Annotated in this window: 24 protein-coding genes and 1 rRNA gene; 7 read left to right on the forward strand and 18 right to left on the reverse strand. The window is 56.5% G+C overall.

Going from position 1 to position 25,826, the window contains the following annotated elements; genetic code table 11:
* Positions 1 to 23: 23 nt before the first annotated feature.
* On the forward strand, positions 24 to 1,193 hold the full coding sequence (locus ACUN8H_RS12410) for an MFS transporter (protein ID WP_445532391.1): 1,170 nt from the start codon (positions 24 to 26) through the stop codon (positions 1,191 to 1,193).
* Positions 1,194 to 1,280: 87 nt separating this feature from the next.
* Here the strand turns inward: ACUN8H_RS12410 and ACUN8H_RS12415 are convergent, their stop codons facing one another.
* The 11 genes from ACUN8H_RS12415 to dksA all read right to left on the reverse strand — a co-directional run bounded on the left by ACUN8H_RS12415 (position 1,281) and on the right by dksA (position 13,639).
* Complete coding sequence (locus ACUN8H_RS12415) at positions 1,281 to 2,459, reverse strand: acetyl-CoA C-acetyltransferase (protein WP_445532392.1); 1,179 nt, start codon at positions 2,457 to 2,459, stop codon at positions 1,281 to 1,283.
* Positions 2,460 to 2,679: 220 nt separating this feature from the next.
* Positions 2,680 to 3,060 (reverse strand): aspartate 1-decarboxylase, encoded by a 381-nt coding sequence (gene panD, locus ACUN8H_RS12420; RefSeq protein ID WP_445532393.1) that lies wholly within the window; start codon positions 3,058 to 3,060, stop codon positions 2,680 to 2,682.
* Between the two features lie 28 nt (positions 3,061 to 3,088).
* Positions 3,089 to 3,961, reverse strand: coding sequence for a pantoate--beta-alanine ligase (gene panC, locus ACUN8H_RS12425; protein ID WP_445532394.1), 873 nt, complete (start codon positions 3,959 to 3,961; stop codon positions 3,089 to 3,091).
* A gap of 43 nt (positions 3,962 to 4,004) precedes the next feature.
* Positions 4,005 to 4,796, reverse strand: coding sequence for a 3-methyl-2-oxobutanoate hydroxymethyltransferase (gene panB, locus ACUN8H_RS12430; protein ID WP_445532395.1), 792 nt, complete (start codon positions 4,794 to 4,796; stop codon positions 4,005 to 4,007).
* A gap of 153 nt (positions 4,797 to 4,949) precedes the next feature.
* On the reverse strand, positions 4,950 to 5,447 hold the full coding sequence (gene folK / locus ACUN8H_RS12435) for a 2-amino-4-hydroxy-6-hydroxymethyldihydropteridine diphosphokinase (RefSeq protein WP_445532396.1): 498 nt from the start codon (positions 5,445 to 5,447) through the stop codon (positions 4,950 to 4,952).
* A 9-nt stretch (positions 5,448 to 5,456) separates the two neighbouring features.
* A complete protein-coding gene (gene pcnB, locus ACUN8H_RS12440) occupies positions 5,457 to 6,839 on the reverse strand; it encodes a polynucleotide adenylyltransferase PcnB (RefSeq protein ID WP_445532397.1) in 1,383 nt (460 codons plus the stop codon).
* Positions 6,840 to 7,710: 871 nt separating this feature from the next.
* On the reverse strand, positions 7,711 to 9,099 hold the full coding sequence (locus ACUN8H_RS12445; protein ID WP_445532398.1) for a sigma-54-dependent transcriptional regulator: 1,389 nt from the start codon (positions 9,097 to 9,099) through the stop codon (positions 7,711 to 7,713).
* Positions 9,077 to 12,025, reverse strand: coding sequence for an ATP-binding protein (locus tag ACUN8H_RS12450; protein WP_445532399.1), 2,949 nt, complete (start codon positions 12,023 to 12,025; stop codon positions 9,077 to 9,079). Before ACUN8H_RS12450 ends, ACUN8H_RS12445 begins: the two co-directional genes overlap by 23 nt.
* Positions 12,015 to 12,191: a hypothetical protein gene (locus ACUN8H_RS12455; RefSeq protein ID WP_445532400.1), complete on the reverse strand. Its 177-nt coding sequence runs from the start codon at positions 12,189 to 12,191 to the stop codon at positions 12,015 to 12,017. The genes ACUN8H_RS12450 and ACUN8H_RS12455 overlap by 11 nt, the downstream gene beginning before the upstream one ends.
* Position 12,192: 1 nt before the next feature.
* Positions 12,193 to 13,104 carry a tRNA glutamyl-Q(34) synthetase GluQRS gene (gene gluQRS / locus ACUN8H_RS12460; protein ID WP_445532401.1) on the reverse strand — a complete coding sequence of 304 codons (912 nt, stop codon included), beginning with the start codon at positions 13,102 to 13,104 and terminating at the stop codon, positions 12,193 to 12,195.
* 97 nt (positions 13,105 to 13,201) lie between these two features.
* Positions 13,202 to 13,639: an RNA polymerase-binding protein DksA gene (gene dksA, locus ACUN8H_RS12465; RefSeq protein ID WP_008958813.1), complete on the reverse strand. Its 438-nt coding sequence runs from the start codon at positions 13,637 to 13,639 to the stop codon at positions 13,202 to 13,204.
* A 214-nt stretch (positions 13,640 to 13,853) separates the two neighbouring features.
* Here dksA and ACUN8H_RS12470 point away from each other — a divergent pair, with 214 nt between their 5' ends.
* Complete coding sequence (locus tag ACUN8H_RS12470; RefSeq protein WP_445532402.1) at positions 13,854 to 15,014, forward strand: aminotransferase class I/II-fold pyridoxal phosphate-dependent enzyme; 1,161 nt, start codon at positions 13,854 to 13,856, stop codon at positions 15,012 to 15,014.
* On the forward strand, positions 15,014 to 15,742 hold the full coding sequence (gene sfsA, locus ACUN8H_RS12475; RefSeq protein WP_445532403.1) for a DNA/RNA nuclease SfsA: 729 nt from the start codon (positions 15,014 to 15,016) through the stop codon (positions 15,740 to 15,742). Before ACUN8H_RS12470 ends, sfsA begins: the two co-directional genes overlap by 1 nt.
* A gap of 25 nt (positions 15,743 to 15,767) precedes the next feature.
* Here the strand turns inward: sfsA and ACUN8H_RS12480 are convergent, their stop codons facing one another.
* From ACUN8H_RS12480 to ACUN8H_RS12505, 6 genes are all read right to left on the reverse strand, one after another.
* Positions 15,768 to 16,217, reverse strand: coding sequence for a DUF4426 domain-containing protein (locus ACUN8H_RS12480; RefSeq protein WP_290700543.1), 450 nt, complete (start codon positions 16,215 to 16,217; stop codon positions 15,768 to 15,770).
* 56 nt (positions 16,218 to 16,273) lie between these two features.
* Complete coding sequence (gene metW / locus ACUN8H_RS12485; protein ID WP_290700573.1) at positions 16,274 to 16,867, reverse strand: methionine biosynthesis protein MetW; 594 nt, start codon at positions 16,865 to 16,867, stop codon at positions 16,274 to 16,276.
* Positions 16,867 to 18,093 carry a homoserine O-succinyltransferase MetX gene (gene metX, locus ACUN8H_RS12490; protein WP_445532404.1) on the reverse strand — a complete coding sequence of 409 codons (1,227 nt, stop codon included), beginning with the start codon at positions 18,091 to 18,093 and terminating at the stop codon, positions 16,867 to 16,869. The genes metW and metX overlap by 1 nt, the downstream gene beginning before the upstream one ends.
* A 113-nt stretch (positions 18,094 to 18,206) precedes the next feature.
* Positions 18,207 to 18,800: a YggT family protein gene (locus ACUN8H_RS12495; protein WP_445532405.1), complete on the reverse strand. Its 594-nt coding sequence runs from the start codon at positions 18,798 to 18,800 to the stop codon at positions 18,207 to 18,209.
* Positions 18,801 to 18,839: 39 nt separating this feature from the next.
* Positions 18,840 to 19,664, reverse strand: a complete 825-nt coding sequence (proC, locus tag ACUN8H_RS12500) for a pyrroline-5-carboxylate reductase (protein ID WP_445532406.1) — start codon at positions 19,662 to 19,664, stop codon at positions 18,840 to 18,842.
* 79 nt (positions 19,665 to 19,743) lie between these two features.
* Complete coding sequence (locus tag ACUN8H_RS12505; protein WP_445532407.1) at positions 19,744 to 20,460, reverse strand: YggS family pyridoxal phosphate-dependent enzyme; 717 nt, start codon at positions 20,458 to 20,460, stop codon at positions 19,744 to 19,746.
* Positions 20,461 to 20,492: 32 nt separating this feature from the next.
* Here ACUN8H_RS12505 and ACUN8H_RS12510 point away from each other — a divergent pair, with 32 nt between their 5' ends.
* Positions 20,493 to 21,536 (forward strand): type IV pilus twitching motility protein PilT, encoded by a 1,044-nt coding sequence (locus ACUN8H_RS12510; protein ID WP_445532408.1) that lies wholly within the window; start codon positions 20,493 to 20,495, stop codon positions 21,534 to 21,536.
* 7 nt (positions 21,537 to 21,543) lie between these two features.
* Positions 21,544 to 22,704, forward strand: coding sequence for a PilT/PilU family type 4a pilus ATPase (locus tag ACUN8H_RS12515; protein WP_445532409.1), 1,161 nt, complete (start codon positions 21,544 to 21,546; stop codon positions 22,702 to 22,704).
* A gap of 37 nt (positions 22,705 to 22,741) precedes the next feature.
* Here the strand turns inward: ACUN8H_RS12515 and ACUN8H_RS12520 are convergent, their stop codons facing one another.
* Positions 22,742 to 23,881, reverse strand: a complete 1,140-nt coding sequence (locus ACUN8H_RS12520) for an anhydro-N-acetylmuramic acid kinase (RefSeq protein ID WP_445532410.1) — start codon at positions 23,879 to 23,881, stop codon at positions 22,742 to 22,744.
* Between the two features lie 146 nt (positions 23,882 to 24,027).
* Between ACUN8H_RS12520 and tyrS the strand changes: the two genes are divergently transcribed.
* Both tyrS and ACUN8H_RS12530 read left to right on the forward strand, forming a co-directional pair.
* Positions 24,028 to 25,227: a tyrosine--tRNA ligase gene (tyrS, locus tag ACUN8H_RS12525; protein WP_445532411.1), complete on the forward strand. Its 1,200-nt coding sequence runs from the start codon at positions 24,028 to 24,030 to the stop codon at positions 25,225 to 25,227.
* Positions 25,228 to 25,700: 473 nt separating this feature from the next.
* A 16S ribosomal RNA gene (locus ACUN8H_RS12530) occupies positions 25,701 to 25,826 on the forward strand; the annotation flags it as partial.

The raw sequence follows: 25,826 nt of genomic DNA on the forward strand, positions 1-25,826 counted from the left end.
TAGAGAGAATCAGGGAGCTGCAGATGGAGCAGGAACAAGCGCCGCGCTGGTGGGCGGTGGTGGCCGTGATGATCGGCATTTTTTTATTGGTGACTGCTGAACAGCTGCCGATTGGGCTGCTTTCTCAAGTGGCCACATCAATGGGCGTTATGCCGGGCGTGGCGGGCTTGATGGTCACCGTGCCCGGCGTGGTGGCTGCCTTTTCAGCCCCGCTGTTACCGGTCGCTGTAGGGCGCTTGGATAGGCGCATCATGTTAACAGTGTTGATGCTGGTTATGGTCGCCGGGAGTGTACTGTCGTCACTGGCGAGCAGCTTTGCATTGCTGCTGTCCGCCCGCGTATTGGTTGGCCTTAGCATTGGTGGATTCTGGGCGGTGGCAGGCAGCATTGCCCCACGGCTTGTGCCTGAAGACCAGGTGCCAAAAGCGATGACGATGATTTTTGGAGGCGTGGCAGCAGCCTCCGTACTGGAGGTGCCACTAGGCACGCTGCTCGGAGATCTCAGCAACTGGCGCGTCGCCTTTGGGGCACTGGGCGGTTTTAGCCTGTTAACGGCCTTGGCACTGTGGTGTTGGCTACCGCCGTTACCACCCCGGGAGCCAGTGCGGCTGCGAATACTCGCGCAGCAGTTTAGCAATCGCGGGGTGCGGGTAGCGGTGTTAACCACGGCCTTTGTGGTGGTCGGGCACTTTGCTGCCTACACCTTTATTAGCCCCATCCTGCAAGAGATCAGCGGTATTTCTCAGCGTCACGTCAGCAGTCTGCTGCTACTTTACGGGGCGGCAGGCATCGTGGGTAATATCCTGGCGGGGATGTTTGCCGGACGTCACCCCTACCGTGCGGTGCTGGCGATTCCCAGCCTACTGGTCATTGTGGTGGCCATCTTCCCGTTGCTGGGGATTCAGCCGAACAGCGGGGTCATGCTGCTGATGGTGTGGGGCGCGGTGTTTGGCAGCGTATCGGTCAGCATTCAAACCTGGATTTTACGCACAGCACCCAATACCGAAGCCGCCACGGCGTTGATGGCGTTTACTTTCAATATGTCGATTGGTTTAGGTGCCATGCTAGGTGGGCGTATCGTCGATGGCACTAGCCTGCCCATTGCCATGTGGGCGGCGTCTGGCCTGTTCCTGCTAGGCGCGCTGTTGGTGCTTAGCACCCCAGCCAAGGTGGTCGGTGAGAAAACACGTTGAAGAAAGACGTGCTATAAAAAATGCCCCCGAATAAAAGGGGGCATCGCTACGTTACCGGCAATCGTTACTGGCTATCTAGCGGGGCAATTAAGGCCGCTCAATCGCCAGCGCGACACCCTGGCCGCCGCCGATACACAGCGTGGCGAGACCTTTCTTGGCATCACGAGCGATCATTTCGTGCAGCAGTGATACCAATACACGACAACCGGAAGCGCCAATGGGGTGGCCAAGGGCGATCGCGCCGCCGTTAACGTTTACCTTGCTGACATCCCAGCCGAGCTCTTTATTGACGGAGAGCGCTTGAGCGGCGAATGCCTCGTTGGCTTCCGCTAAATCAAGATCATCCAGGCTCCAGCCCGCTTTTTCTAGGCAGCGGCGAGTAGCGGGTGCAGGCCCAATACCCATTATGGCGGGGTCAACGGCAGCATTGGCGTAACCCGCAATACGCGCGAGCGGCTCCAGGCCAAGCTCTTTAGCTTTTTCAGCGGAGCAGATCATCACGACGGCCGCACCATCGTTTAAAGAGGAGGCGTTACCGGCGGTAACGGTGCCATCCTTTTTGAAGGCAGGCTTCATGCCCGCCAGCTTCTCGGCGGTGATCGCGCGTGGATTCTCATCAGTATCGAAAACCACCGGGTCGCCTTTACGCTGAGGAATCTCTACCGGCACGATCTGGCTTTTGAACTTACCCTCTTTGATGGCATTCGCGGCATTCTGCTGAGATTGGGCGGCGAATTGATCCATCTCTTCCCGGGTGATGCCGTACTTCTCAGCCAAGTTCTCAGCGGTGATGCCCATGTGGTAATCGTTGAACGCGTCCCACAGGCCGTCGTGCACCATGGTATCGATGGCTTTCCAATCGCCCATGCGCTGACCGTTGCGCGAGTTAGGCAATACGTGAGGCGAGGCAGACATGTTTTCCTGGCCGCCCGCTAGAATCAGGTCAGCATCGCCGCAGCGGATTGCCTGGGTCGCGAGGTGAATCGCTTTAAGGCCCGAACCACATACTTTATTGATGGTCATGGCTGGCACCGAGTCCGGCAGGCCACCTTTGATGGCTGCCTGGCGAGCCGGGTTCTGGCCGACGCCTGCGGTCAATACCTGGCCGAGCAGTACTTCGTCAACTTGGTCGGGGGCGACGCCGGTGGAGGCGAGAATATCTTTAATCACTAAAGCGCCCAAGTCGCTCGCTGGGATACCCGCAAGGGAACCTCCGAAAGCGCCCACGGCGGTGCGGCGTGCCGCAACAATGACTACTTCTTGCATAAGATGACTCCTGGGTAAAGAACAGACATTCTGAAGCCAGATGCCCGATAGGCGTGCTCTGTCAGCCGTACTCTTTTATTCGTGCTCTGTCAGCCGTCTCTTCAGCATAGGGGAAGGTGATGCGTTGCGGCAATACGCTTTTATAGGCAAATAAACACAGAGGCAAATAAAAACGGGCCAACATGTGGCCCGTCAGGAGAAAGCGTTATAGGCCTTAACGCTAGGCTAACTGCACCGGAATGATATTGCTGGTGTGGCTAACGTGGTTGCCTTCCTGGAGATAGACCAGCGCGGGCTGGTGTTGTTCCAGTTCGGTTTCTGAGTAGTGGGCGTAGCTGCAAATGATGATACGGTGCCCAGGGGATGCCAAGTGAGCCGCCGCGCCATTGATTGAGATCAATCTAGAGCCTTCCTCTCCCCGGATAGCGTAAGTCGTGAAGCGTTCGCCATTCTCCACGTTATAAATCTGAATTTGCTCGTTTTCACGAATGCCTGCCATATCTAGCAGGTCACCATCGATGGCGCAGGAGCCTTCGTAATTGAGTACTGCATGGGTAACGCGTGCCATGTGCAGTTTGGCTTTGAGCATAATGGTATGCATGGGAGTTCCTCTATGACCCGTTGTTGGTTTATTGGCTGGCAGAGCTGATAGTGCTGCCTGGGAGTTGCACCGTCACGTTGTCGATCAATCGCGCCGGGCCGAGCTTGGCGGCGGCCAACAGTATCGCTTGGCGGGTATTAGGGCTCGCCGGGCCGAGCGACATATCTCGTAGCTCCAGATAGTCCGGTATAAAGCCCGCTTCATAGAGCGCGCTTTTGCCTTGATGGTGTATGGCTTCAATAGCCGCGCCGTGTTCAAGGCTATCGCGAAGCGTGCACAGCGTACGGTATAGCGCGGGGGCTTTCGCACGCTCTTCACTATTTAAATAGCTATTGCGTGAGGAGAGTGCCAGGCCATCCGCTGCTCGCACGATCGGTACACCGATAATCTCGATGGGCATGTGCAGATCCCGCACCAGCTTGCGAATGACGGCAAGCTGTTGGTAATCCTTTTCGCCGAAGCAGGCAATATCTGGCTGCACTAGGTTGAACAGCATGCTGACGACGGTAGAAACACCGTCGAAGTGGCCGGGGCGTGAACCCCCGCACAGTCCTTCGCCGACAACGGGTACATGAACACGGCTTTGCGCATCCAAGCCGTTGGGATAGAGCGAACTCACCGCCGGTGCAAACAGCACGTCACAGCCAGCCTCAACCAACTGCGCCTGATCGGCATCAAAGGTGCGGGGGTAGCCGTCTAAATCCTCGCCTGGGCCGAATTGCATCGGATTGACGAACAGGCTGGAGACCACGATATCGGCCTGCTGGCGCGCGCAGGCGACCAGGGCTAAATGCCCCGCATGAAGGTTACCCATGGTGGGCACTAACGCGATTCGCTGGCCGCGCTGGCGGTGTTCCTGCAGCGTGCTGCGTAGCTCATCAATGTCTCGCAAGGTGCGCATAATTGAGTTGTCTTCTGGTTAAAACGGTCTTTAAAAACAGTCTTTAAAAACAGTGCTCGGGGGCTGGGAAAACGCGTGTTTTGACCGCTTCGTGGTAATCCTGAAAAGCCGATTGGATGCTGTCAGCATCGGTCATAAAGTTTTTGACGAAGCGTGGCGTACGGCCATGGGTAACGCCGAGCACATCGTGCATCACCAGTATTTGACCATCGGTATCAGGCCCAGCACCGATACCGATGACCGGCACCTCCAGTGCTTCGGTGACCGCTTTGCCCAGGCTCGCGGGAACGCACTCTAACAGAATGACCGAGGCGCCCGCCTCAACGAGCACCTTAGCATCATTAATGATGCGCTCGGCGTGAGCGGAATCGCGGCCCTGCACTTTATAACCGCCAAGCTGGTGTACGGTTTGTGGGGTTAAACCCAGGTGGGCGCAGACGGGTACTCCGCGGCGAGTCAGTTCGCGAATGCCGTCAGCCATCCACGCTTCGCCCTCTAGTTTGACCAGTTCAGCGCCTGCACGCATGACGGCGCCAGCATTTTCCAGCAGGCGTTCAGTGGTGGCATTGCTCATGAACGGCAGATCGACCATCAACAGGCTATGCCCTTTGCCACGTGCTGCACAGCGGGTGTGATAAACGATGTCGTCGATAGTGACGGGTAACGTGCTGTTATGGCCTTGTAGCACCATGCCCAGGGAATCACCGACCAACAGGACGTCAATGCCTGCCTGGCTTGCCGCATGAGCAAAGGAGGCGTCGTAAGCGGTCAGGCAACTGAATGTCTCGCCAGCCTGCTTATAGGCTTGCAGCGTACTTAGAGTGACGGTTTTCATGGCGTGCTCTCTTTATTCTTTAGGCCAGTGCCACCTAGGCAGCCGACCATTAGTGACGCGGCTTCCCTGCCTGCGCGAAGTGGCGTAACCGGCAATTGTTACCTGAATGTGTGGTCTGTGTCGAGATGTGTGTCAAATGGTAGCGCTGGCCGTCTACGAAGCAGCGGGCAGGCGCTCAACGCCCTGTGCCGCCGTGCTTTTCAGCCACATGGATAGCGGCTGCTGCTGAAGTGTTAACGTGGGGGCGATCTCTGCCAGCGGTGCCAGTACAAAGGCGCGGGCGGTCATTTGAGGGTGGGGTATGCGTAGACGCGGCGTCTTGATGTCATCGTGGGCGTAGAGCAGCAAATCAAGGTCAAGCGTTCGAGGTCCCCAGTGGAACTGGCGGCGGCGGCGATGCCGCTGCTCCAATGCTTGGAGCTGATCAAGCAAGGCCAGTGGCGAGAGGCGCGTTTCCAGCGCCGCCACGGCATTGATGAAATCCGGCTGGTTCTGGGGCCCCACCGGGCGGCTGGCATAGAGCGATGAAGCTGCCACTAAGCGCGTTAACGGCAGTGTGGCAAGCTCGTCAAAAGCCGTGCGCACCTGCTCGATAGGCGACTCAAGGTTGCTGCCTAAGCCAATGTACGCAAGCTGAAAAGGCGTGGCCACGATGCTTCGCTACTCTGCGGCGCGGGGCTTACGCCGGCGTTTGCGACGACGATCGCCTTGGCTGGCCGGGTCACCGCCGACTTTTTGCAGCAGGCGACGCTGTTCGTGTTCATCGCCGCGCTGAAACGCGGTCCACCAATCACCTAATCCGCGAGGAATTTCGCCCGCCTGCTCACGTAGTAGGAGTAAATCATACCCTGCTCGGAAACGGGGATGCTCGCGAGTTTGAAAGGCTTTTTTACCGCGGCGTTGAGGAAGACGCTGCTGTAATTCCCAAATTTCTCGCATGGGAATCCCAAACCGCTTGGGAATCGAGGTGTGCTCTAACTGACGCGAAACGACCTGCTGGGCGGCCGCCTGCAAAGCGGGAATGGCAGGCATACCCTCTTGCTCCAGCACTTCCTGACGTTGCTTGACCGGTGCCCATAAAAACGCTGCGAGCAGGAACGCTGGGGTAACGGGTCGCTCTTCAGCAATACGCTTATCGGTATTGGTCAGCGCTTGCTCGATCAATTCTTCCGCCCAGGCGGCATCGGCCATGGCTTCTTCTGCTTCGGGAAACAGCATGCCAAACAGGCCGTAATGGCTCATCAGGCGGAAGGTGACTAACCCGTGGCCAGACATGAACAGCTTGAGCACTTCGTCAAATAGACGCGCAGGCGGAATCTGCAGCAGTAGCGGCGCCTGATCATACATCGGCGCTTCGGTGGCTGGGTCTAGCGTGAAATCAAGCTTGGCAGCAAAACGCACCGCGCGCAGCATTCGCACTGGATCTTCACGGTAACGCGTGGCCGGATCGCCAATTAGGCGCAGCGTGCGCGTCTCGATATCGCGGGCGCCATTGGCAAAATCAGTGATGCTGAAGTCGGCAATGTTGTAGTAGAGCGCATTAACGGTAAAGTCGCGGCGTAGCGCATCCTCTTCGATATTGCCCCACACATTGTCGCGCAGCAGGAGCCCTTCATCAGACTGATGGGCAATGTGATCGCCATGCTCGTCTTGGGGTTTGCCACGAAAGGTGGTGACCTCAATAACCTCGCGGCCAAAGCGCACGTGGACAATCCGAAAACGACGGCCGATCAGGCGCGAGTTACGAAACAGATCGCGAACCTGCTCGGGGGTGGCATTTGTCGCGACGTCGAAATCCTTGGGCATCTTGCCCAGCAGCGCGTCGCGAATGCAACCGCCTACCAAATAAGCATCGTAACCTGCGCCATTGAGACGATAGAGCACTTTTAAGGCGGCATCGCTGATTTGTTGGCGAGAAACGGGGTGCTCGGACCGTGGAATATTACGTGGAGAGAGGGCGGTGGTGGTGCTCTCTTGGGGATCGAGCAAGGTTTTCAATTGCTCCCCCGGGCTGTGTAGGAAACGGGTAAATCCTTTAAACATGCGATAATTTCAACTCGCAGGGTACGAAAAGATAGTCATTATTAAGCACTTCAAACGAGCACTGAACATAAACAGTTAGTGGCTGAGTGTAGCCGACCCTTTATTGCTTGCAAAGAGTGGCTTGCAAAGCACTTGACGCTTGCGCCGATAACGCAAGCTTCAGACACGGAAAGGGGAGGCTAAGAGAGCCTCCCCTGTTAAGCAATTAATCAGCTTCCATGCTGCTGTTTTTCTTCATGATGGCACATCGCCCTGAATACGCACCGCAGTCGGTAGGCGTAAGGATCACGATAGTTCCGACCGCCTCGTATTCAAAACAATAATCCAACCGCGAACTATTCTCCCCCCGGGGAGTTATTATTGGCGCCGGGGTGTACACATTGACTGCTATTGTTGTTGTTAGGATGCAAGTTGTGGTGTACGTCGCGTCCTTTCGGGCTACTTACTCTCTTTATTTTTGTTATCAGCGCCTGTACTGCCTGCGCCAGCAAGTAATGAGACTCAAGCATGTTGTTTTTATTAGTACCGTTATCTCTACCTGGCCCTGTTGTTTTTGTTATGGCTCAGGTTGAAGCAGGGTCATATTGTTTTTGTTAGTGACCTACCGCTTTGCCCAGTTTGTTTTTCTTACCCAGTAATATTGCAGACGCTGTGCCACCTGCTGGATAAGTCATAAATTTCAGAAGGTTGACGTTTTTAAAAAAGGATAAGGAACTTCCCAATATAAGAAGTGTTACCCCTTTTACGTCCGTTTGTGCACGCTGTTGTGTGGGAAGGTAACAGTGTCTAATTGGTAGGGTGTGAATATTTCTTATTGAAATCAGCGTATTAGACGATGGTCGTAGGGATGCTGTCGCCACGGCCCAAGCGGCTAACCGGGACGTCGGGCAGTCTTTTTACGGGGTATGCCTAGCCGCTGGCGTCGCTCCCAGAGGTTTTTGCGGCTAATGCCAAGCTTTTGGGCCAGCTCGGTTTCACTCATTTGATCTTGGTGCTCAAGCACAAAATGCTGAAAATAATCTTCTAAAGAGAGGTCATCTTCATTCTCATCAGCGCTTTTATCGGTGCTGACACCGCTAGTAGCGGTAGCCGTTGGGGGAGTATGAGGGCGAGCGGTAATGGGCGCCAAACCCAAGTCATCTGGGTGTATCAGATGCCCCTCGGCAAGAATGACCCCGCGCTCAAGCGCGTTCTCCAACTCACGCACGTTGCCCGGCCAGGGGTAGTCGCGAAGGTCTTGGCGAGCTGCTCGCGATAGGCGCAGCCCAGAGCGTTCGTGCCGTTTGCACGCCTTGTCGAGCAGAATGTCGGCGATTTCAAGTACGTCTTCTTCACGCTCGCGCAGCGGGGGCAGTTCGATCTGCATGACATTCAACCGGTAGTAAAGGTCGAGACGGAACTCGCCGGTTTTTGATAGCGCGCGCAGGTCGCGGTGCGTAGCGGCTATCAAACGCACATCGACGTGGCGAGTTTCTACCGAGCCAATCTTACGAATTTCCCCCTCCTGAAGTACACGCAACAGGCGCGCCTGGGCATCGAGGGGCAGCTCGCCAATTTCATCCAAAAAAAGTGTGCCACCATCGGCAGCTTCTACCAAGCCCGTGCGTGCTGCGCTGGCGCCGGTGAAAGCCCCTTTCTCATGGCCGAACAGTTCGGATTCGATCAGCGTTTCGGGAATGGCGGCACAGTTAACGCTAATGAGGGGCGCTTTAGCGCGTTTGCTTTGCTGGTGAATGGCACGTGCCACAAGCTCTTTGCCGGTACCCGACTCCCCTAGAATCAATACGGTGACATCGGCCGGTGCTGTTTTACGAATGCGGGTGTACACCTGCTGCATGGCAACGCAGTTGCCGATCATGGTCTGGCGCCCGCCGCCTTCGTCAGTAATATCCGGCGGCGGGCTTTGCTGCATCGATTGCTTATGCAGGATGCGTTCAACGGTTTCCAGCAGTTCGGCGTGATCAAACGGCTTGGCGACATAGTCAACCGCGCCTTGTTTGAGCGCCTCTACTGCGGAGCGCATGCTGGCGTAGCTGGTCATGATTAGCACTGGCACCGGCGCTGACGCGGCAATTAAGGATGTGCCTAGCTCGCCTGGTAAGCGCAGGTCGCTGATGATGAGATCAAACCCCGTAAGTTCAAGCTGGCAGGCCTCCTCGGCACTGCCGGCTTCGCTGACCGCATAGTCGTTGCGTTCCAGCAGCCGCTTTAACGCGCTGCGAATAATCGCTTCATCTTCAACAATCAGAATCCTGGGCATGAGTTGGCTGATCATCCTGTTGGTAAAGCGGCAGCCATAGGGTAATGGCAGTGCCGCGAGGCTGTCCGGGCGGTGGCGAAACCACGTCTATTTTACCCTGATGCTCATTGATAATTTGATACGCCAGTGAAAGGCCCAGGCCGGTGCCTTCGCCTGCTGGTTTAGTGGTGGTAAAGGGCTCGAATAAATGATCGCGAACCCTTGGGTCAATGCCCTGGCCGTTGTCGGTTATACGCCACCAGGCCAGCTGCCCTTGGCACCCTGCGTCAATGTGTACTTGCCCATCTTGGTCACAGGCATCACGGGCATTGCTGAGCAGATTAACCATTACTTGGGTTAATCGCTGAGCATCGCCACGCACCATCAGGTTGTCGGGCGTCTCTTTCGTTAACGTTACATCCTCTCCCGAGCGGGCGAGGTGGATCAAGTGCAATGCATCGTCGCTAATCGATGCGAGCTCGACAGGTGCGGCAGGAAGCAGCACGGTTTGACGACCGCCGTGGGCAAAGCCCACCAGCGAGTTGACGATTTTAGTCACTCGTTGGGTCAACTGCTGAATTTGGTCGGCGGTTTCCAGCAACGCGGGGTCGTTGGTGTCGTAGCGAAGATTCTGCGCCAGTGACGAGATGCCGGTAATCGGGTTGCCGATTTCATGGGCAACCCCAGCGGCTAACTGGCCGATTGAGGCAAGGCGTGCCGCATGCACCAGCTCATCTTCCAGCCACTTCATTTCCGTATGGTCTTCAATCAAAATGACGCTGCCGCCGCGACTATCATGGCCGCTCAAAATGGCTTTGTGCAGGGTAAGGAAGTAGTCCTTGCCGTGCAGCGTGACGGCCTGTTTATAGAGCGGCGTTGAGGTAGCCGCTAATACGCTCCCCAGCAGGCTGGGCCAGGGGGCGGGTAGGCTGTCGCGGCGCGAACCGATCACGCTTTCTCCGCTGATCCCCGAGAGCTGTGAGAGTGCCTGGTTCCACATCAGCAGCTCATCATCATCACCCAAAACACACAGCCCTACCGGTAAGTAGGCCAGCGTTTGCCGGTGGTGACGGCGCAAACCATCGAGCTCGCGGGCCAACCCGGTGAGCCGCGAACGGTAGGCTTCCAAGCGGCTTTCGACAAAGTGAATGTCATCGGTTTCCGGGGCGTCGTCGTGACGGTAAGGCAGGTAGCGGTCAACGATATCCCGCGCTACCGAAGGCCCCATCAAGCCTGAAAGATTGGCCTGAATACGGTCGCGTAAACGGCGCAGCGCGTAGGGCCTGCGTTCTTGGGGTGTTAAGTTGAGCGCTTTCAACGCGCGAGCGACTTCACGGCTAGCGGCTTCGTCACCCAGTGCTTGCGCTAAATGCGCCGAAAAATCACTAGCGGTGGCGGCTTCGAGCGGAAAGCGTTTAGAACGAATCACTGCATCTACCGAGCATGCCTCTGCGGCGGATTGCTCCCCTTCAGAGATGCGCGTGAACAGCGATATCACAATCAACAGTAAGATATTGATGGCTAGCGATAGCAGCGTAACGTTGTACCACAGCGGCCCATCAGTGGCGGTGAACGGTGCAAAGGGCAGTACCGGGGGCGGGAGTGAGAGCACTAGGGGTAACCATAAACCCCACAGCCACACGCTAACGCCGGCGATCAAGCCAATAATCATGCCTTTGCGATTGGCTCCTGGCCAATAGAGCAGAGCGAGCATGCCGGGTAGGCACTGCGCCATGCCCACAAAGGCCGCTAACCCTAGGCCGATTAAACCGTGATGGCGTCCCACTCCCTGGTAAAACAGCCAGCCACCGATAATCACGCCAACGACTAAGCCTCGGCGTAGCCATAGCAACCAGCCATAGAGGTCGCTGCGCGCTTCAGGGGGCCTTGCTACCAGCACAATGTGGTTGAGCACCATGCCCGACAGCGCCAGTGCAATCATGATCATCGTGCCGCTGGCGGCGGCCAGGCCGCCGATAAACGCCAGCGCGCCTACCCACCAATGCTCGGTCATCAGAAAAGCGGCATAGGCTGCGATGGGGATGTCCGAATTCACTGACTGCGCGGCCCACCAAATCACGGGCACAGGCAGCGCCATGAGCAGTAAAAAAAGCGGCAGTGCCCAGCTGGCTTGCAGTAACGTATGCCGCGAAAGGCTTTCCGCAAAGCTGATATGAAACAAGTGCGGCATCATAAACGCCGCGGCAAAAAACAGCAGCAGCAGGGTGCGCCATTGGGCAGGATCAAGCTTGGGTGTCTGTTGCTGGAGGATCGCGCCAGGGCCTTCCAGCCAAAGCTGAAGATCGCTAGGGCCGTCAAACACCATCCACAGCGCGACCGCGCCGAGGCCTAGCATGGCCAGCAGTTTGACGATGGATTCAAACGCAATGGCGCTCAGCAGGGTGTCGTGGCGACCATGAGATTGGCTATGGCGCGCTCCAAACACCACGGCGAAGGCGGCTATCACCGCACAAAACAGCAGTGCCACGCTGCCGCCCGCTTGGCTGGCAGTGAGTATATCGATGGCTTCACTCAACGTTTGTACCTGAATACCCAACAGCGGTAGCACCGCCAGCAAACTGACTAACGTGACCAGCGTCCCTGCCCACCGTGAGCGAAAGCGAAAGGCAAATAGGTCGGCCAGGGATGTTAGCTGGTAGGTACGGGTAATACGCTGAATAGGCACCAACAGCACCGGCGCAAGCAAAAAAGCGCCTGCCGCGCCCAAGTAATAAGCAAGGAAGCCAAAGCCTGCGTTGGCGGCCATTTCTACGCTGCCATAAATCGCCCAGGCACTCGCATAAACGCCCAACGCCAGAGTATAGACAATGGGATGACGGGTGATCCGCACCGGCACCCAGCCACGCTCTACGGCAAACCCGCAGCCAAACAGCAGCGCCAGATAGCCCAGGCCTAACAGTAAAAGGCCCATTAACTCAACGTTCATCCAGCTTCCTTTTCTGCTCCAGCCAAAGCGTCAGGGCGATCAAGCCTCCCCAGATGGCAAACGGCCGGTACCAGGCGGCACCTGGATCACTCCAGCCATTCATCAGCAGCGGAGAGAGTAAATAGCCGCCAAACACCAAAAACAGCATGATGCGATAGACGTACATATCAATCTCCTGCTGAGTGTGAGGAGGGCGTTAAGCGATGGCCCACAGGACGTAGCCTTGCCAGTGACCAGTTGGCTATCGCCCAGTGTAGCTGAGTCGCCGGCGGTTCTGTTGCCAGTGCTTTCGGCGGCGCTTGATCAAGTGCTTCCAGCGCCTGAAAAAGCTGCTGGCGAACTCCACTCTCGTTTTCTGCCAGGGCAGGGGCCAGGTTTTGCTTGGAGAGCTTCTGTCCTTCGGCCGTGACGATCAGTGGTAAATGCAGGTAACGCGGCTGCGGTAGTTGAAGCGCGCTCTGCAATTGACGCTGCCAAGGGGTGTTGTCGAGTAAATCGAGCCCGCGCACCACATCGGTAATCTGCTGCTCGGCGTCATCCACTACCACGGCCAGTTGATACGCCCATAGGCCATCTTTGCGCTTCAAGACCACGTCGCCTAGTTCAGCGGGGTCAAACTGCTGTTCGCCAAACAGCCGATCTTGCCAACGTATGGGACGCTCGCCGCGGTCGCTACGTAGCCGCCAAGCCAACGGCTTATTAGGATCACACACGCCTTCGCGGCACCAGCCGGGGTAGATCTCAAACGCCTGCCACTGTTTCCGGGAACAGCTGCAGGGATAGGCAAGGTCCAACTGAATCAGCCGATCCAGAGCGTGCTGGTAAGTATCGCCGCGAGTGTGCTGCCACATCACGGCTTCGTCCCACTCCAGGCCAAATGTTTCCAGTTGGTGCAGGATGGTGCTCGCAGCGCCTTCTGGGCAGCGAGGCGGGTCGATATCTTCAATACGTACCAGCCACCGGCCTTGGGCGGCGCGGGCATCTAAATAGCTGCCTAAGGCGGCCACCAACGAGCCAAAATGCAGCGGCCCGGAGGGCGTAGGGGCGAAGCGGCCACGGTAGTGAGCAGAATCATTCATAACGAGGCTCGTGAAAGCACCTGGTGATTGAAAAAAGCCGTGAACAAAAACGGGCACCCTAAGGTGCCCGCGCTCAAGTAGAACGTTATGCTAGTACTCAGCCACCCAGCTGTTTCTCTTTGAGTTCTGCCAGGGTTTTGCAATCCACACACAGCGTAGCGGTGGGACGGGCTTCTAAGCGACGGATACCGATCTCAACGCCGCAGGCTTCGCAGAAGCCGTAATCGTCATCATCAATGTTATCCAACGTCTCGTTAATTTTCTTGAGCAGCTTACGCTCGCGATCCCGCGTACGCAGTTCCAGGCTAAAACCCTCTTCTTGGGTAGCGCGGTCAGCGGGATCGGCGTAGTTGTTCGCATCTTCTTGCAGGTGGCGTACCGTACGATCCACCTCTTCCATGAGATCTTGTTTCCAATCCAGCAGCAGCTGTCGGAAGTGCGCTAGCTGCTGCTCGTTCATATACTCTTCACCCGGCGCTGGCTCGTACGGGGTGAAGGACTTGGACGCTTCCGTTTTCTTTTCTGCTACTGGCATGGGACTGCCCCTTACATATGTGACTACTGATCGACCATGAGCGACTGTCACGATCTCACGCCAAAGGGATGCTTGTTTAGCTGAAAAATGGCTGGGTTGCAAGCATAATGGTGTGCTTTCGACCATGGTAGAATGTGTTAAAAAAGCAGCTCCATGTTTTAGTTAGCTTTTAATAATGACCTCGTTTTGACAATAGTGAGGAAAAGGAGCTGTTATGGCCTGGAATTCGCGCGTCGATCTCGTTGCCCCTTTTCGGGTCATGCACCTTTTGGAAATGGCCCAGGCGCGAGAAGCCGCTGGCTTTGATGTGATTCACTTAGAAGTGGGCGAGCCCGACTTTGCCACGCCCGCGCCTATTATCGCGGCCGGGCAGCAGGCGCTTACCAACGGGTATACGCGCTACACCCCCGCCGCAGGCTTACCCGCGCTACGCGAGGCCATTGCCGGGCACTACGCTGAACACTTTAACGCCAAGGTGGATCCAGCGCGTATTTTGGTCACACCGGGCGCTTCTGGTGCGCTGATGCTGGCGAGCCAGTTAGTGGTCGAAAACGGCTCGCGGGTGCTGATGGCGGATCCGAACTACCCCTGCAATCGTCACTTTATGGCGTTGGCAGGTGCTGAGGTCGATGCGGTATCGGTTGGTCGTGATAGCGGCTGGCAGTTGGATGCTGGCCTAATCGCGCAGCATTGGCGAGAGGATACACACTTGGCGATGCTGGCGTCGCCCTCCAACCCCACCGGCCATACGTTGAGCGCGCAGCAGCTCTCTGCTGTGCTCGCAGCGGTAGCCGAGCGCGAAGGCGACGTGATCGTCGATGAGATTTACCAAGGCCTCAACTACGACGATGCGCCGCTGTCGGCCACCTCGCTCTCAGCCAACGCGTTTGTGGTGAATAGCTTCTCAAAGTATTTCGGCATGACCGGCTGGCGACTGGGCTGGCTAGTGGCGCCGGAACATGCCGTGGAACCATTAACCCGGCTGGCGCAGAATATGTTCCTTGCCGCGCCAACGCCTTCACAGCATGCCGCGCTGGCAGCATTTACGCCGGAATGTCGAGGGATTCTCGAACAGCGCCGTGAAATACTTAAAGAGCGTCGTCAGGTGCTATTGAGAGGCTTGGCAAGCTTAGGCTTGGCGCCGGATCTACCGCCACAAGGGGCGTTCTATTTATGGCTGGATATCTCCCGATACAGCCGCGATAGCCAATCTTTCTGTGAGCGCCTGCTGCTGGAAGAGAACGTGGCGATTACGCCTGGTATTGATTTTGCCGTACGCGGCGGTGAGCACCATGTGCGGATTGCTTTCACCAATGATATTGCCCGTTTGGAAGAGGCAGTAGCGCGAATTGAACGTTTTGTGAGCAGGCTGTGATGTTGGGCTATCCAGCGCTTGTGCCGGGCGTATTGCTCAAACGCTATAAACGTTTTCTGGCCGATGTCCTGTTAGACGATGGCCGCGAGGTGGTCGCCCACTGCCCCAATACCGGCTCGATGAAGGCGGTGAATGTGCCGGGGTGCCGGGTTTGGCTCTCTCCTAGCGATAACCCCAAGCGCAAGCTTGCCTGGACCTGGGAGTTTATTGAACTGCCCCAAGCCGATGGGCAGATGGCGCTCGCCTCAGTCCATACCGGCCGCGCTAACCGTATCGTGGAAGCGTCACTGGAGGCGGGAGAAATCGCGCCGCTGGCAGGCTATGCCACGCTGCGCCGGGAAGTGAAAGTGGCCGATGCCCGCCTCGATTTTAGGCTGGACGACCCACAGCGGGGGCGGGCGTATATCGAGGTCAAGCAGGTCACCCTCAAAGAGCAGGACGGCCACGGCTACTTTCCGGACTCGGTGAGCGTGCGTGGTACCAAGCACCTGCATTCGCTGCGAGTGCTGGCAGAGCAGGGTGAACGGGCGGTGCTGCTGTTTTGTGTTGCCCATGAAGGTATTGCTGACGTGGCCGCCGCCGCCCATATCGACGCGGTTTATGCCGCTGCCCTCGCGGAAGCCGCGGCCAGCGGCGTGGAGGTGCTGGCCTATGGCATTGAGGTGGCGCGAGAGCAGGGGCGCCCGGCGGGGGTAAGATTAACCCGCCGCCTGCCTGTGCGGCTGTAAAGCCGTCAGTGAGAAAGCGAAGCGCTTAGCGGTCAATATAAAAACGCTGAATAAAGTTCACCGGGGCGGGAGCGGCATTGCGGTCGTAGCGAACGCTGAGTTCAAAGCGCATGCTTTCATCTTCACGCATGGTAAACGGCGCTAGATGGTAGGTGGCATCGCCATCATGCACGGTACGAAAGCTCAGCGACTCCTGGGTGCCCGTCAAGCCGCTCACGTGGCCCTGAACGCTAGCATTAACAGGGCGGGTGCTGCCATCCTCCTGCCGCTCGCGAACACTCACATTGACCAAGCCCCGGCTAACGCTGCGCTGGATATTGTTGGCCTGGGCCACCTCGGGGGTCAAAAAACTGCTGTTCACCGCGCTATAGTGAATCTCATAGTCGCCAATTTGGCTGAACTGTTCGGCATAAGCCGTCGCAGTGGTGAAGAGCGTGCCGATAAGGGCAGCGCTGATCATTAAGCGGCGTAACATGGGCGTATCTCCATTGATCATGATGGATCGTCATAAGCGTGGGGCAACGTTCACGTCTAGCGTCGGCGTACGCGGAAAATGGCAATTTCACCAAATAAATTGGGCCACAGTCGTGATTTCCAGTGGCCCTGATGATCGCCTACGCCCACGGCGCGATCAACAATCACTAAGCCCTTCTCCCGGCAGAGATGTTCAAAGTCATTGAAGGTCGAGAGATGAATGTTGGGTGTGTCGTACCAAGCGTGAGGCAGTGACTTGGAAACCGGCATATAGCCGCGCAGGCCTAAATGAATACGATGGCGCCAATAGGCGAAGTTAGGGAAGGTGATAATGCCTTCTTCCGCGACCCTTAGCATTTCATCCAGCATCTTATCCGGGCGTCGCAGCGCCTGCAGTGCTTGGGTCATGATCACTTGGTCGTAGCTGTTGTCGCAAAAACTGCTTAAGCCGTCATCCAGGTTATGCTCAATAACGCTAACGCCCCGTTCCACGCAGGCATTAATACCGGCGTGGTCAATCTCTAAACCATAACCGGTCACGCCCTTATGGCGTGCCAGCGTTTCAAGCAGTTCGCCATTGCCACAGGCAAGGTCAAGCACGTGCGCCCCTTCGGGCACCCAGTCATAAATCAGTTCTAAATCGGCGCGCATCATAGCGTCTCCTCTGTGCCCGAGTGATCTGCGCTCGCTTCGTCTTTCACCGCTTCGGTGAGATCGAGCTCGCGGGCTGCACGGTTCATAAAGGCGCTGAAGATAGCGTCGTAGCGCGGTTCTGAAAGAAGAAAAGCATCATGGCCGTGGGGAGAGTCGATATTGGCGTAACTCACCGACTTGCCTGCCCGGGTGAGTGCATCGACCAGCTCCCGTGAGCGCGAAGGCGGAAAGCGCCAGTCCGTAGTAAAGCTAACAATCAGAAACGGGCACTGGGCTGGCGCCAAGGCTTTGGCGAAATCACCGCCCTGGGTGGCCGCCGGGTCAAAATAGTCCAGTGCTTTGGTCATCAGCAGGTAGGTGTTGGCATCAAAAGCGGTGGAAAAGGTATCACCTTGATAACGCAGGTAGGACTCCACCTGGAACTCAACGTCGAAGCCAAAATTCAGGTCATCGCTACGCAGATCGCGGCCAAATTTGCTGCCCATGGCGTCTTCTGACAAATAGGTGATATGCCCCACCATACGGGCCAGCTTTAGCCCACGCTTGGGCACGGTGTCGTGCTCGGCGTACCAGCCATCAAAAAATTCGGGGTCGGAGCGAATGGCCTGGCGGGCTACTTCGTTAAAGGCGATATTTTGCGCTGACAGCCGGGGTGTGGCGGCAATGACGACCGCGTTGGCCACCCGCTCAGGGTAGGTCATGGTCCACTGCATCACTTGCATGCCGCCCAGGCTGCCACCGACGGCGGCGGCCCAGCGCTCAATTCCCAGGTGGTCGGCAAGCCGCGCCTGGCTGGCTACCCAGTCGCTCACAGTGACCATGGGGAATTCGGGGCCCCATTGACGGCCGGTGTCCGGGTTATGACTGACGGGACCGGTGCTACCGTGGCAACCGCCTAAATTATTTAAAGAAACGACAAAAAAGCGGTTGGTATCGATCGCTTTGCCAGGGCCGATATGGGCATCCCACCAGCCGGGCTTACGATCTTCTTCGCTGTGGTAACCCGCCGCGTGGTGATGGCCGGAAAGTGCGTGGCAAATCAGCACGGCGTTGCTACGTTCAGCGTTTAGCGTGCCGTAGGTTTCGTAAATCAGCTCATAGGCAGGCAGTACCTTGCCGCAAGCAAGAGAGAGAGGCGTATCGAAACGGGCTACGTGTGGGGTAACAAGGCCGACGGAGCCCGCCGGCCGGTCTGCAAACGCAAGCGTATCTGAATCAGGCATTGAAGGCGCTAGTCCTGCTGAAAAAGTGCGACTGGAAACGTCCTGCTGCATGAACCTTATTAAACAGGTTCATTGGCAGTAGCGCTATCTAGGCAAACGGCGAGTAGGCGTTATTACAACCCGACCAGCGCACCGGAAATGCCCGCCGCACGAATCATCGAGCCAACCACCAGCCCATCAATCAAATTAATGGCAATAAAGACCGCAATTGGCGAAAGGTCGATCATGCCAAGCGACGGGATTACCTTACGCACCGGGGCCATAATGGGCTCGACTAACTGCATCACCAGCAGCGCACCGGGGTGGCTGGCATTGGGCGCTACCCAGCTCAAAATAATCATCACAATCATGGCAAAGAAGTAGATTTTCAAAATGGCGTTGGCCAGTGCCGCAACGCCTGCGATGAGCAGTCCGGGGATCGGGGGCATGCCTACACCGATGACCATGAAGATGGCAATGATGCTGACCACTTTAAGTACAAAGCCTGCCGCCAGCGTAGCGAGATCAAAACGTCCTGCCACAGGTCCTAAAAAGCCTTGAAACAGTCCCACCACCGGCTGCGTAATCTTGACGACCGACTGGCTTAAGGGGTTGTAGTAATCCGCCCGCGATGCTTGCAGCAAAAAGCGCAGCATTAGCAAAAACAGATAAATATTGATCAGCGTATTGACCAGCATTAACCCTGCACTACCCAATTCATTGCCCATTCTTTTTTCTCCTTGATAATCCGTTACTGAGTTGTGGCCTTAATCGCCGCTCAGTTCTTTGGCCATTGCCTGGGCGCGATCAGCGCAAGCCTGCATGGCATCGGCAATCGTGGTGCGCAATTGTGCCTCTTCCATATGCTTAATGGCACGTTCAGTGGTGCCGCCCGGCGACATGACGTTCTGTTGTAATGTGGCAGGGTCTTTATCGCTTTGCTGGGCCATGGTAGCGGCGCCAAGTGCGGTTTGAATAGCAAGGCGGCGCGCGGTGGTGGCAGGCAGGCCGAGTTTGACCGCGGCTTCCTCCATGGCTTCGAACATCAGAAAGAAGTAAGCCGGGGCGCTGCCGGAAACGGCGGTCACTGCATCTAATAGCGCTTCTTCTTCGACCCACTCCACAATGCCGACCGCTTCCATTAGCTGGGTGGCCACATCGCGCTGGGCGTCGTTAACATTGGCGTTGGCGTAAAGACCGCTGGCACCATAACCCACCAGCGAGGGCGTATTGGGCATGCAGCGCACCATGGCGTTATTGCCACCTAGCCACTGATCAATCGTATTGGCATCCAGACCGGCAGCAATCGAAATCACCAACGGCTGCTGGCGCTGAACGCTGTCGCGCAGTGCTTCGCAGACGTTGCGCATAATTTGCGGTTTTACCGCTAATACCACTACGTCGCTCTTCGCCACCGCCGCGTTGTTGTCGGTGTCGGTATTGATGCCTAGGCGCTGCTTGATCGTTGCCAGTTCGCTGTCATTGGGCGCGGTGGCGGTGATGGACTTTGCATCGACGCCGCTGTCGATGAGGCCGCCGATAATGGCGCTGGCCATGTTGCCGGCCCCAATAAAGGTAATCTTGTTCGCCATCTAGGTGTCCTTTAGTGAAGTGTAATAATTGACTCGGTCAGCGCACCGGTGGCAGTGCTCGCCGTCTGTCGCTGTTGGCTTAAGGCATGTGGCGGGCGCCGAAAATCGCCGTGCCTAACCTTACCAGCGTGGCGCCCTCCAGTATCGCTGCCTCTAAATCATCGCTCATGCCCATTGAGAGTGTATCGAGAGGTGCGTCAGGCAGGCTGCTCTGTAGGGAAGTTAACGCCTCGCGCAGAGCTGCCAACGGCTGGCGCTGAGCATCTACGCCTTCCGCCGGGGCGGGAATTGCCATTAAGCCGCGCAAGTGCAGATTAGGAAGCGTGGCGACTTGTTTGGCCAACGCCTCCAATTCCTCCGGCAGTACACCGGTTTTGCTCTCTTCACGACTGACGTTAACTTGCAGGCAGATACTCAGCGGCGCAAGGTGAGTGGGTCGCTGTTCGCTGAGGCGCTTGGCAATTTTTAGCCGGTCAACGCTGTGCACCCAGTCAAAGTGCTCGGCGACAGCGCGGGTCTTGTTGGACTGCAGCGGCCCAATGAAATGCCATACAATGTCGTCAAGGTCAGCAAGCTCAGTCTGCTTCTCCAGCGCTTCTTGTAGGTAGTTTTCACCAAATTCGCGCTGGCCAAGCTGCCAAGCCTGGCGAATCATTGCCGCTGGTTTGGTTTTGCTGACCGCCAGTAGTTTGGCGTCATCCTGAGTGCGCCCCGCATCCTCTAACGCTTTACGCAGGCGTTCACGTGCCTGACCGTATGAATAGTCAAGTGACTCGTTAAGCGCGATGTCTGTCATACTCAAGCACCTTACCGCAGCTGGGAAGAGAGATGGATATTACCGAACTGCTAGCATTCTCGGCAAAGCAGAATGCCTCTGACTTGCACCTTTCGGCCGGTTTGCCGCCCATGATACGTGTTGATGGCGATATTCGTCGGCTCAATGTGCCCGCCATTGATAATAATGATGTACGTAAACTGATCTACGACATCATGAATGATCGCCAGCGACGCGACTACGAAGAGCATCTGGAAATTGATTTTTCCTTTGAGTTGCCAGGTGTGGCGCGTTTTCGCGTTAACGTTTTTACCCAAGCGCGCGGGGCGGGGGCGGTCTTTCGCACCATTCCCAACCAAGTACTCTCCATGCAAACCCTGGGGCTAGGTGAAGTATTTGAGCGTTTGTCGATGTTGCCGAGGGGCTTAGTGCTGGTGACGGGGCCGACGGGGTCCGGCAAGAGCACCACTCTTGCTGCGATGATCGATTATATAAACGACCACCGTTACGAGCACATTCTAACCATTGAAGACCCCGTGGAATTTGTTCACGTCAGCAAGCGTTGTTTGATCAACCAGCGCGAAGTGCACCGCGATACCCATAGTTTTGCTGATGCGTTGCGTAGTGCGTTGCGTGAAGACCCGGATGTGATTCTGGTTGGTGAGCTGCGTGATCTGGAAACCATTCGTTTGGCATTAACCGCCGCCGAGACGGGGCATTTGGTGCTAGGCACGCTACATACCACTTCGGCAGCTAAAACCGTCGACCGCATCATTGATGTCTTTCCCGGCGAAGAAAAAGCCATGGTACGTTCGATGCTCTCAGAGTCGCTCCAGGCGGTGGTGTCGCAATCGCTGCTTAAGCGCCAGGGAGGTGGTCGCGTGGCAGCTCACGAAATCCTCATTGCTACATCTGCCGTGCGCAACCTGATCCGCGAAGACAAGGTGGCGCAGATGTATTCGGCCATTCAAACCGGTGGTAGTCTGGGCATGCAAACGCTGGACGCGGCGCTCTCCCGTTTAGTCAAAGAAGGCGTGGTCAGCTTGGAAGAGGCGCAGTTGAGTGCCAAGGGAACGCTGGCGCTACGGGAGGAGTAAGCAACCGATGAGTCAAGAAGGCCAGTTTTCGCCCACTCAATGGTTGCATCAGCTGCTGGATATCATGGTCGAGCAAAATGCCTCTGACCTGCTGATTTCAGTGGGCGCGCCGCCCAGCCTGAAAATGCCCGATGGGCTGGTGCCGTTGGGTCAGCAGCGCTTAACCGTTCATCAGGTCAATGAATTGGTTACCCATGCCTTGCCGGAAGGGCTGCGCGAACGCTTTGCCAGTGAGCGTGAAGCGAATTTTGCGCTAAGTCGCGAAGGTAAAGGGCGTTTTCGGGTTAGTGCGTTTCAGCAGCGCAATCAAATGGCCATGGTGGTGCGCAGCATTGCCATAGACATTCCTAAGCTGGAAACGCTGGGGGTGCCCACGCAATTGGCCGCATTGGCCCAGGCCAAGCGCGGGCTGGTGCTGGTGGTGGGCGGTGCCGGAACGGGAAAATCGACGACCCTGGCGGCGATGATTCAGCAGCGCAACGAAACCGTTGGCGGTCATATCATCAGTATTGAAGACCCCATTGAGTACCTGCACCCGCACAAGCGCGCGATTGTGAACCAGCGCGAAGTGGGGATCGATACCGAGTCATTTGAGGTGGCGCTAAAAAATACCCTGCGTCAGGCGCCGGATGTGATTCTGATTGGTGAAATCCGCACCCGGGAAACCATGGAACACGCCCTGACCTTTGCTGAAACCGGCCATCTCTGCTTGGCAACGCTACATGCCAATAATGCCAATCAAGCGCTGGAGCGCATCATTCACTTCTTCCCCCATGAACGCCATGAACAGGTGTGGATGGACTTGTCGCTAAATCTGCGGGCGGTCATCGCCCAGCAATTGCTGCCCACGCCTGCGGGCGGGCGCTGTGCTGCTATTGAAATCATGCTGCAGTCGCCGCGCATCGCCGATCTCATCCGTAAAGGGAAGGTCGCCGAGATTAAAGCGGCGATGGCCAAGTCCCGCGATGCCGGAATGCAGACCTTTGATCAGGCGCTGCATGATCTGCATCAGGCGGGGCATATCAGCAGAGAGGTGGCCATGGCACACGCCGACTCGGCTAACGACCTGCGCATGCTGCTCAACGTTAGTGACGCGAAGGGGCGTAACCTCTCGCTAGATGAACAAGTGCCGAGTCACTTGGGCCTGAGCGATGGTGATGATTACTAAGCGACTCTTGGCGCAGCTCTAAGCAACTCAGCAAAAGCTATGCAGCATAGATACCACCCAATACTCGGGGGCCCTGCGCACCGGTGACCGAAGGCAAGTTGCCAGGCAGATGGTTCAATCGCTGGTGAGCCAGCCAAGCAAAGGCGCCGGCTTCTATCCAGTCTTCAGGCCAGCCGTACGCCGATGGCGAAGTCAGCGTGGCGCCAGGCAGGTGATGGGCAAGGCGCTGCATCAAATAAGCATTATGGGCGCCGCCACCAGCGGTGATTAGCGTGAGCGGGCCACTATCGATCCGCAACTGGTCAATCCCCTGGGCGACACTGACGGCGGTGAGTTCGGCCAGCGTCGCCTGCACATCGGCGGCGGCTTCCTGACCGCTGAGGTGTTTTTGAAGCCAATCCAGATGAAATAGCTCACGCCCAGTGCTTCTCGGCGGCGGCTGCTGGAAAAACGGTTCTGATAGCAGCCGAGTTAACAACTCTTCATCTATTTGTCCGCTAGCGGCCCAATCGCCGTTCTGGTCAAAGCGACCGCCCTGGTGCAAGGCAAACCAGCCATCCAATAAAACATTGGCGGGCCCGGTATCGAAACCGATCACTGGGTCGCTTGATTGACTAGAGAGCCAAGTGAGATTGGCAAAGCCGCCTAAATTAAGTACCAGCTGATGCGCGTCTGCTCGTCCAAATAGTGCCTGATGAAACGCCGGTGCCAGCGGGGCGGCTTGGCCTCCAGCGGCTAAGTCGCGGCGACGAAAATCGGCCACTACCGTGCAGCGGGTGAGCTCGGCCAATAGGCTTGGATTATCCAACTGAAGCGTATATGGCGGTCCACCGTTGTGGCCTGTGGGGGCGTGTTCAATGGTTTGGCCGTGGCTACCGATGGCGCTGATCTGTTCTACGCCCACTGAGAGTGGCGCTACTAGGCGTTGCACGGCGCGGGCTTGGCATTGGCAGAACGCGTGTTCTGCTGCTGCTAGCTGCGCAAAACTCACTTGTTCCGCATGACACAAGGTGAACAATTGGCGATGCAGCTCATCTGGCATGGGTTCGGCATGGGTCGCCAACAGGCGCGGCGGCGAGTCACTTTCAATGGCGATAAGTGCTGCATCAATACCGTCCAGACTAGTGCCGGACATCAGGCCAATATAGTAAAGCGGTGAAGCGATAGGCGGTGTCATAAGCGAGCTCGTACAAAGCGGGGCTGAGGCTAAACCAGGATATGCGCTAAACCAAGGCTCAACCAAGGCGAACCAGCATGGTAACATCGTCGGTTATTTATCACCTGAGCCCGTTATGGGCCGTTCTTTTATAGTGGAGAGAGGCAATGAGTGAGGTGGATCAGGCTTTAGCGCTACTGTCGCGCGGTACGCAAGAAATCCTGGTAGAGGATGAGCTAAAAAAGAAATTAGCTTCAGGCCGCAAGCTGCGTATTAAAGCGGGTTTTGATCCCACGGCCCCCGACCTGCACTTGGGCCACAGCGTGCTACTAACCAAAATGCGCCAGTTTCAAGACTTGGGTCACACCGTTATCTTTCTGATCGGCGACTTTACCGGGCGTATCGGCGATCCCACCGGTAAAAACGTAACGCGCAAACCGCTCACCGAAGAGGATGTGAAAGCCAACGCCGAAACCTACAAGGAGCAGGTGTTTAAAATCCTCGACCCTGAGAAAACCGAGGTGCGCTTTAACGCCGAATGGTTTGGCGAGCTCTCCGCTGCCAAAATGATCGAGCTGGCTGCCCAAAGCACCGTCGCCCGTATGCTGGAACGGGATGACTTTGAAAAGCGCTATAAAGCCAATCAGTCCATTGCTATTCACGAATTTCTCTACCCGCTGGTACAAGGCTACGACTCGGTAGCGCTTGAGGCCGATGTCGAGCTGGGTGGTACCGACCAGAAGTTCAACCTGCTAATGGGGCGTGAGATTCAAAAGCACTTCGGTCAGGAACCCCAGGTGGTCATTACTATGCCGCTGTTGGAGGGTTTGGACGGTGTGCAGAAGATGTCGAAGTCCTTGGGCAACTATATTGGTGTCGATGAAGCGCCAGGTTCGATGTTCAACAAGCTGGTCTCCATGCCGGATAGTTTGATGTGGCGCTACTTTGAGCTTCTCTCCCTGAAATCGAACGAAGAGATCGACGCACTTAAGCAGAGCGTTGAGCAGGGCGCGAACCCGCGGGACATCAAAATGGAACTGGCGCGGGAGCTGATTGCCCGTTACCACGGCGATGAAGCAGCGGCCAATGCACATAAGTCTGCAGGTAATCAACTGGCCGATGGTGAGCTACCCGACGATCTGCCGGAAGTAGAGGTGGACTTCGAGGGCAATGATCAGGCCCCGATCGCTGCCGTCCTGAATCGCTCTGGCTTAACCAAGAACAGCGCCCAGGCTAAAGACATGTTGAAAAATGGCAGCGTAAAAGTGGATGGCGAGGCTGTCGCGCAAGACACCATACTAGCCACTGGTAAGGCCTATGTGATTCAGGCGGGTAAGAAACGTTACGCCCGTGTGACGCTTGTTTGAACTTTTTGAAAACTTTTTCAAAATGCCCCTTGCCAACCCGGCCGCGAATCCGTAAAGTACGCATCCGCTGCCGGGGACGCCAAGCGTTACCAGCGGTAAGTGAAGGTGAAAACCTTCGGTTTGTCAGGCAGTTAACGATTTTACGTTAGCGCGCGGTTTTGGATGTGGTCAGGTTTACATCGAAAACAACGCCCTTGACAACCACCAGGAAATGCGTAGAATACGCCTTCCTCGCTGAGGCAAGCCAAGTCAACGGCCAGCCGGGTAGCTCACGGAGCCACCGCAGCGAAACAGCTCTTTAACAATTTGATCAGGTAATTCATGTGGGCGCTTGCTGACGTTGGTGACAAATCACCCAATATCAAGGCAAGCGGTCATGGCAATGTAAATTGAAATGAATTCGTTTGAACCTTGAGCCAAGTTTGATCCGCTTTTGTTGCTTTCGAGTGACGAGTAAGGATCACAATGATTGTAAACTGAAGAGTTTGATCATGGCTCAGATTGAACGCTGGCGGCAGGCCTAACACATGCAAGTCGAGCGGTAGCAGGTCCTTCGGGATGCTGACGAGCGGCGGACGGGTGAGTAATGCATAGGAATC

This window comes from Vreelandella sp. V005 (assembly GCF_052645115.1).

Bases quoted from the DNA above. Each gene is read 5' to 3' on its own strand.
- panD (WP_445532393.1), bottom strand. From the start codon at position 3,060: ATGCATACCATTATGCTCAAAGCCAAACTGCACATGGCACGCGTTACC.
- ACUN8H_RS12470 (WP_445532402.1), top strand. From the start codon at position 13,854: ATGGCCTGGAATTCGCGCGTCGATCTCGTTGCCCCTTTTCGGGTCATG.
- ACUN8H_RS12450 (WP_445532399.1), bottom strand. From the start codon at position 12,025: ATGAACGTTGAGTTAATGGGCCTTTTACTGTTAGGCCTGGGCTATCTG.
- ACUN8H_RS12415 (WP_445532392.1), bottom strand. From the start codon at position 2,459: ATGCAAGAAGTAGTCATTGTTGCGGCACGCCGCACCGCCGTGGGCGCT.
- ACUN8H_RS12455 (WP_445532400.1), bottom strand. From the start codon at position 12,191: ATGTACGTCTATCGCATCATGCTGTTTTTGGTGTTTGGCGGCTATTTA.
- metW (WP_290700573.1), bottom strand. From the start codon at position 16,867: ATGCGCGCCGATTTAGAACTGATTTATGACTGGGTGCCCGAAGGGGCG.
- panB (WP_445532395.1), bottom strand. From the start codon at position 4,796: ATGAAAACCGTCACTCTAAGTACGCTGCAAGCCTATAAGCAGGCTGGC.
- tyrS (WP_445532411.1), top strand. From the start codon at position 24,028: ATGAGTGAGGTGGATCAGGCTTTAGCGCTACTGTCGCGCGGTACGCAA.
- ACUN8H_RS12445 (WP_445532398.1), bottom strand. From the start codon at position 9,099: ATGCCCAGGATTCTGATTGTTGAAGATGAAGCGATTATTCGCAGCGCG.
- metX (WP_445532404.1), bottom strand. From the start codon at position 18,093: ATGCCTGATTCAGATACGCTTGCGTTTGCAGACCGGCCGGCGGGCTCC.
- ACUN8H_RS12495 (WP_445532405.1), bottom strand. From the start codon at position 18,800: ATGGGCAATGAATTGGGTAGTGCAGGGTTAATGCTGGTCAATACGCTG.
- sfsA (WP_445532403.1), top strand. From the start codon at position 15,014: ATGTTGGGCTATCCAGCGCTTGTGCCGGGCGTATTGCTCAAACGCTAT.
- ACUN8H_RS12515 (WP_445532409.1), top strand. From the start codon at position 21,544: ATGAGTCAAGAAGGCCAGTTTTCGCCCACTCAATGGTTGCATCAGCTG.
- gluQRS (WP_445532401.1), bottom strand. From the start codon at position 13,104: ATGAATGATTCTGCTCACTACCGTGGCCGCTTCGCCCCTACGCCCTCC.
- ACUN8H_RS12510 (WP_445532408.1), top strand. From the start codon at position 20,493: ATGGATATTACCGAACTGCTAGCATTCTCGGCAAAGCAGAATGCCTCT.
- ACUN8H_RS12410 (WP_445532391.1), top strand. From the start codon at position 24: ATGGAGCAGGAACAAGCGCCGCGCTGGTGGGCGGTGGTGGCCGTGATG.
- proC (WP_445532406.1), bottom strand. From the start codon at position 19,664: ATGGCGAACAAGATTACCTTTATTGGGGCCGGCAACATGGCCAGCGCC.
- pcnB (WP_445532397.1), bottom strand. From the start codon at position 6,839: ATGTTTAAAGGATTTACCCGTTTCCTACACAGCCCGGGGGAGCAATTG.
- ACUN8H_RS12520 (WP_445532410.1), bottom strand. From the start codon at position 23,881: ATGACACCGCCTATCGCTTCACCGCTTTACTATATTGGCCTGATGTCC.
- ACUN8H_RS12480 (WP_290700543.1), bottom strand. From the start codon at position 16,217: ATGTTACGCCGCTTAATGATCAGCGCTGCCCTTATCGGCACGCTCTTC.
- ACUN8H_RS12505 (WP_445532407.1), bottom strand. From the start codon at position 20,460: ATGACAGACATCGCGCTTAACGAGTCACTTGACTATTCATACGGTCAG.
- panC (WP_445532394.1), bottom strand. From the start codon at position 3,961: ATGCGCACCTTGCGAGACATTGATGAGCTACGCAGCACGCTGCAGGAA.
- dksA (WP_008958813.1), bottom strand. From the start codon at position 13,639: ATGCCAGTAGCAGAAAAGAAAACGGAAGCGTCCAAGTCCTTCACCCCG.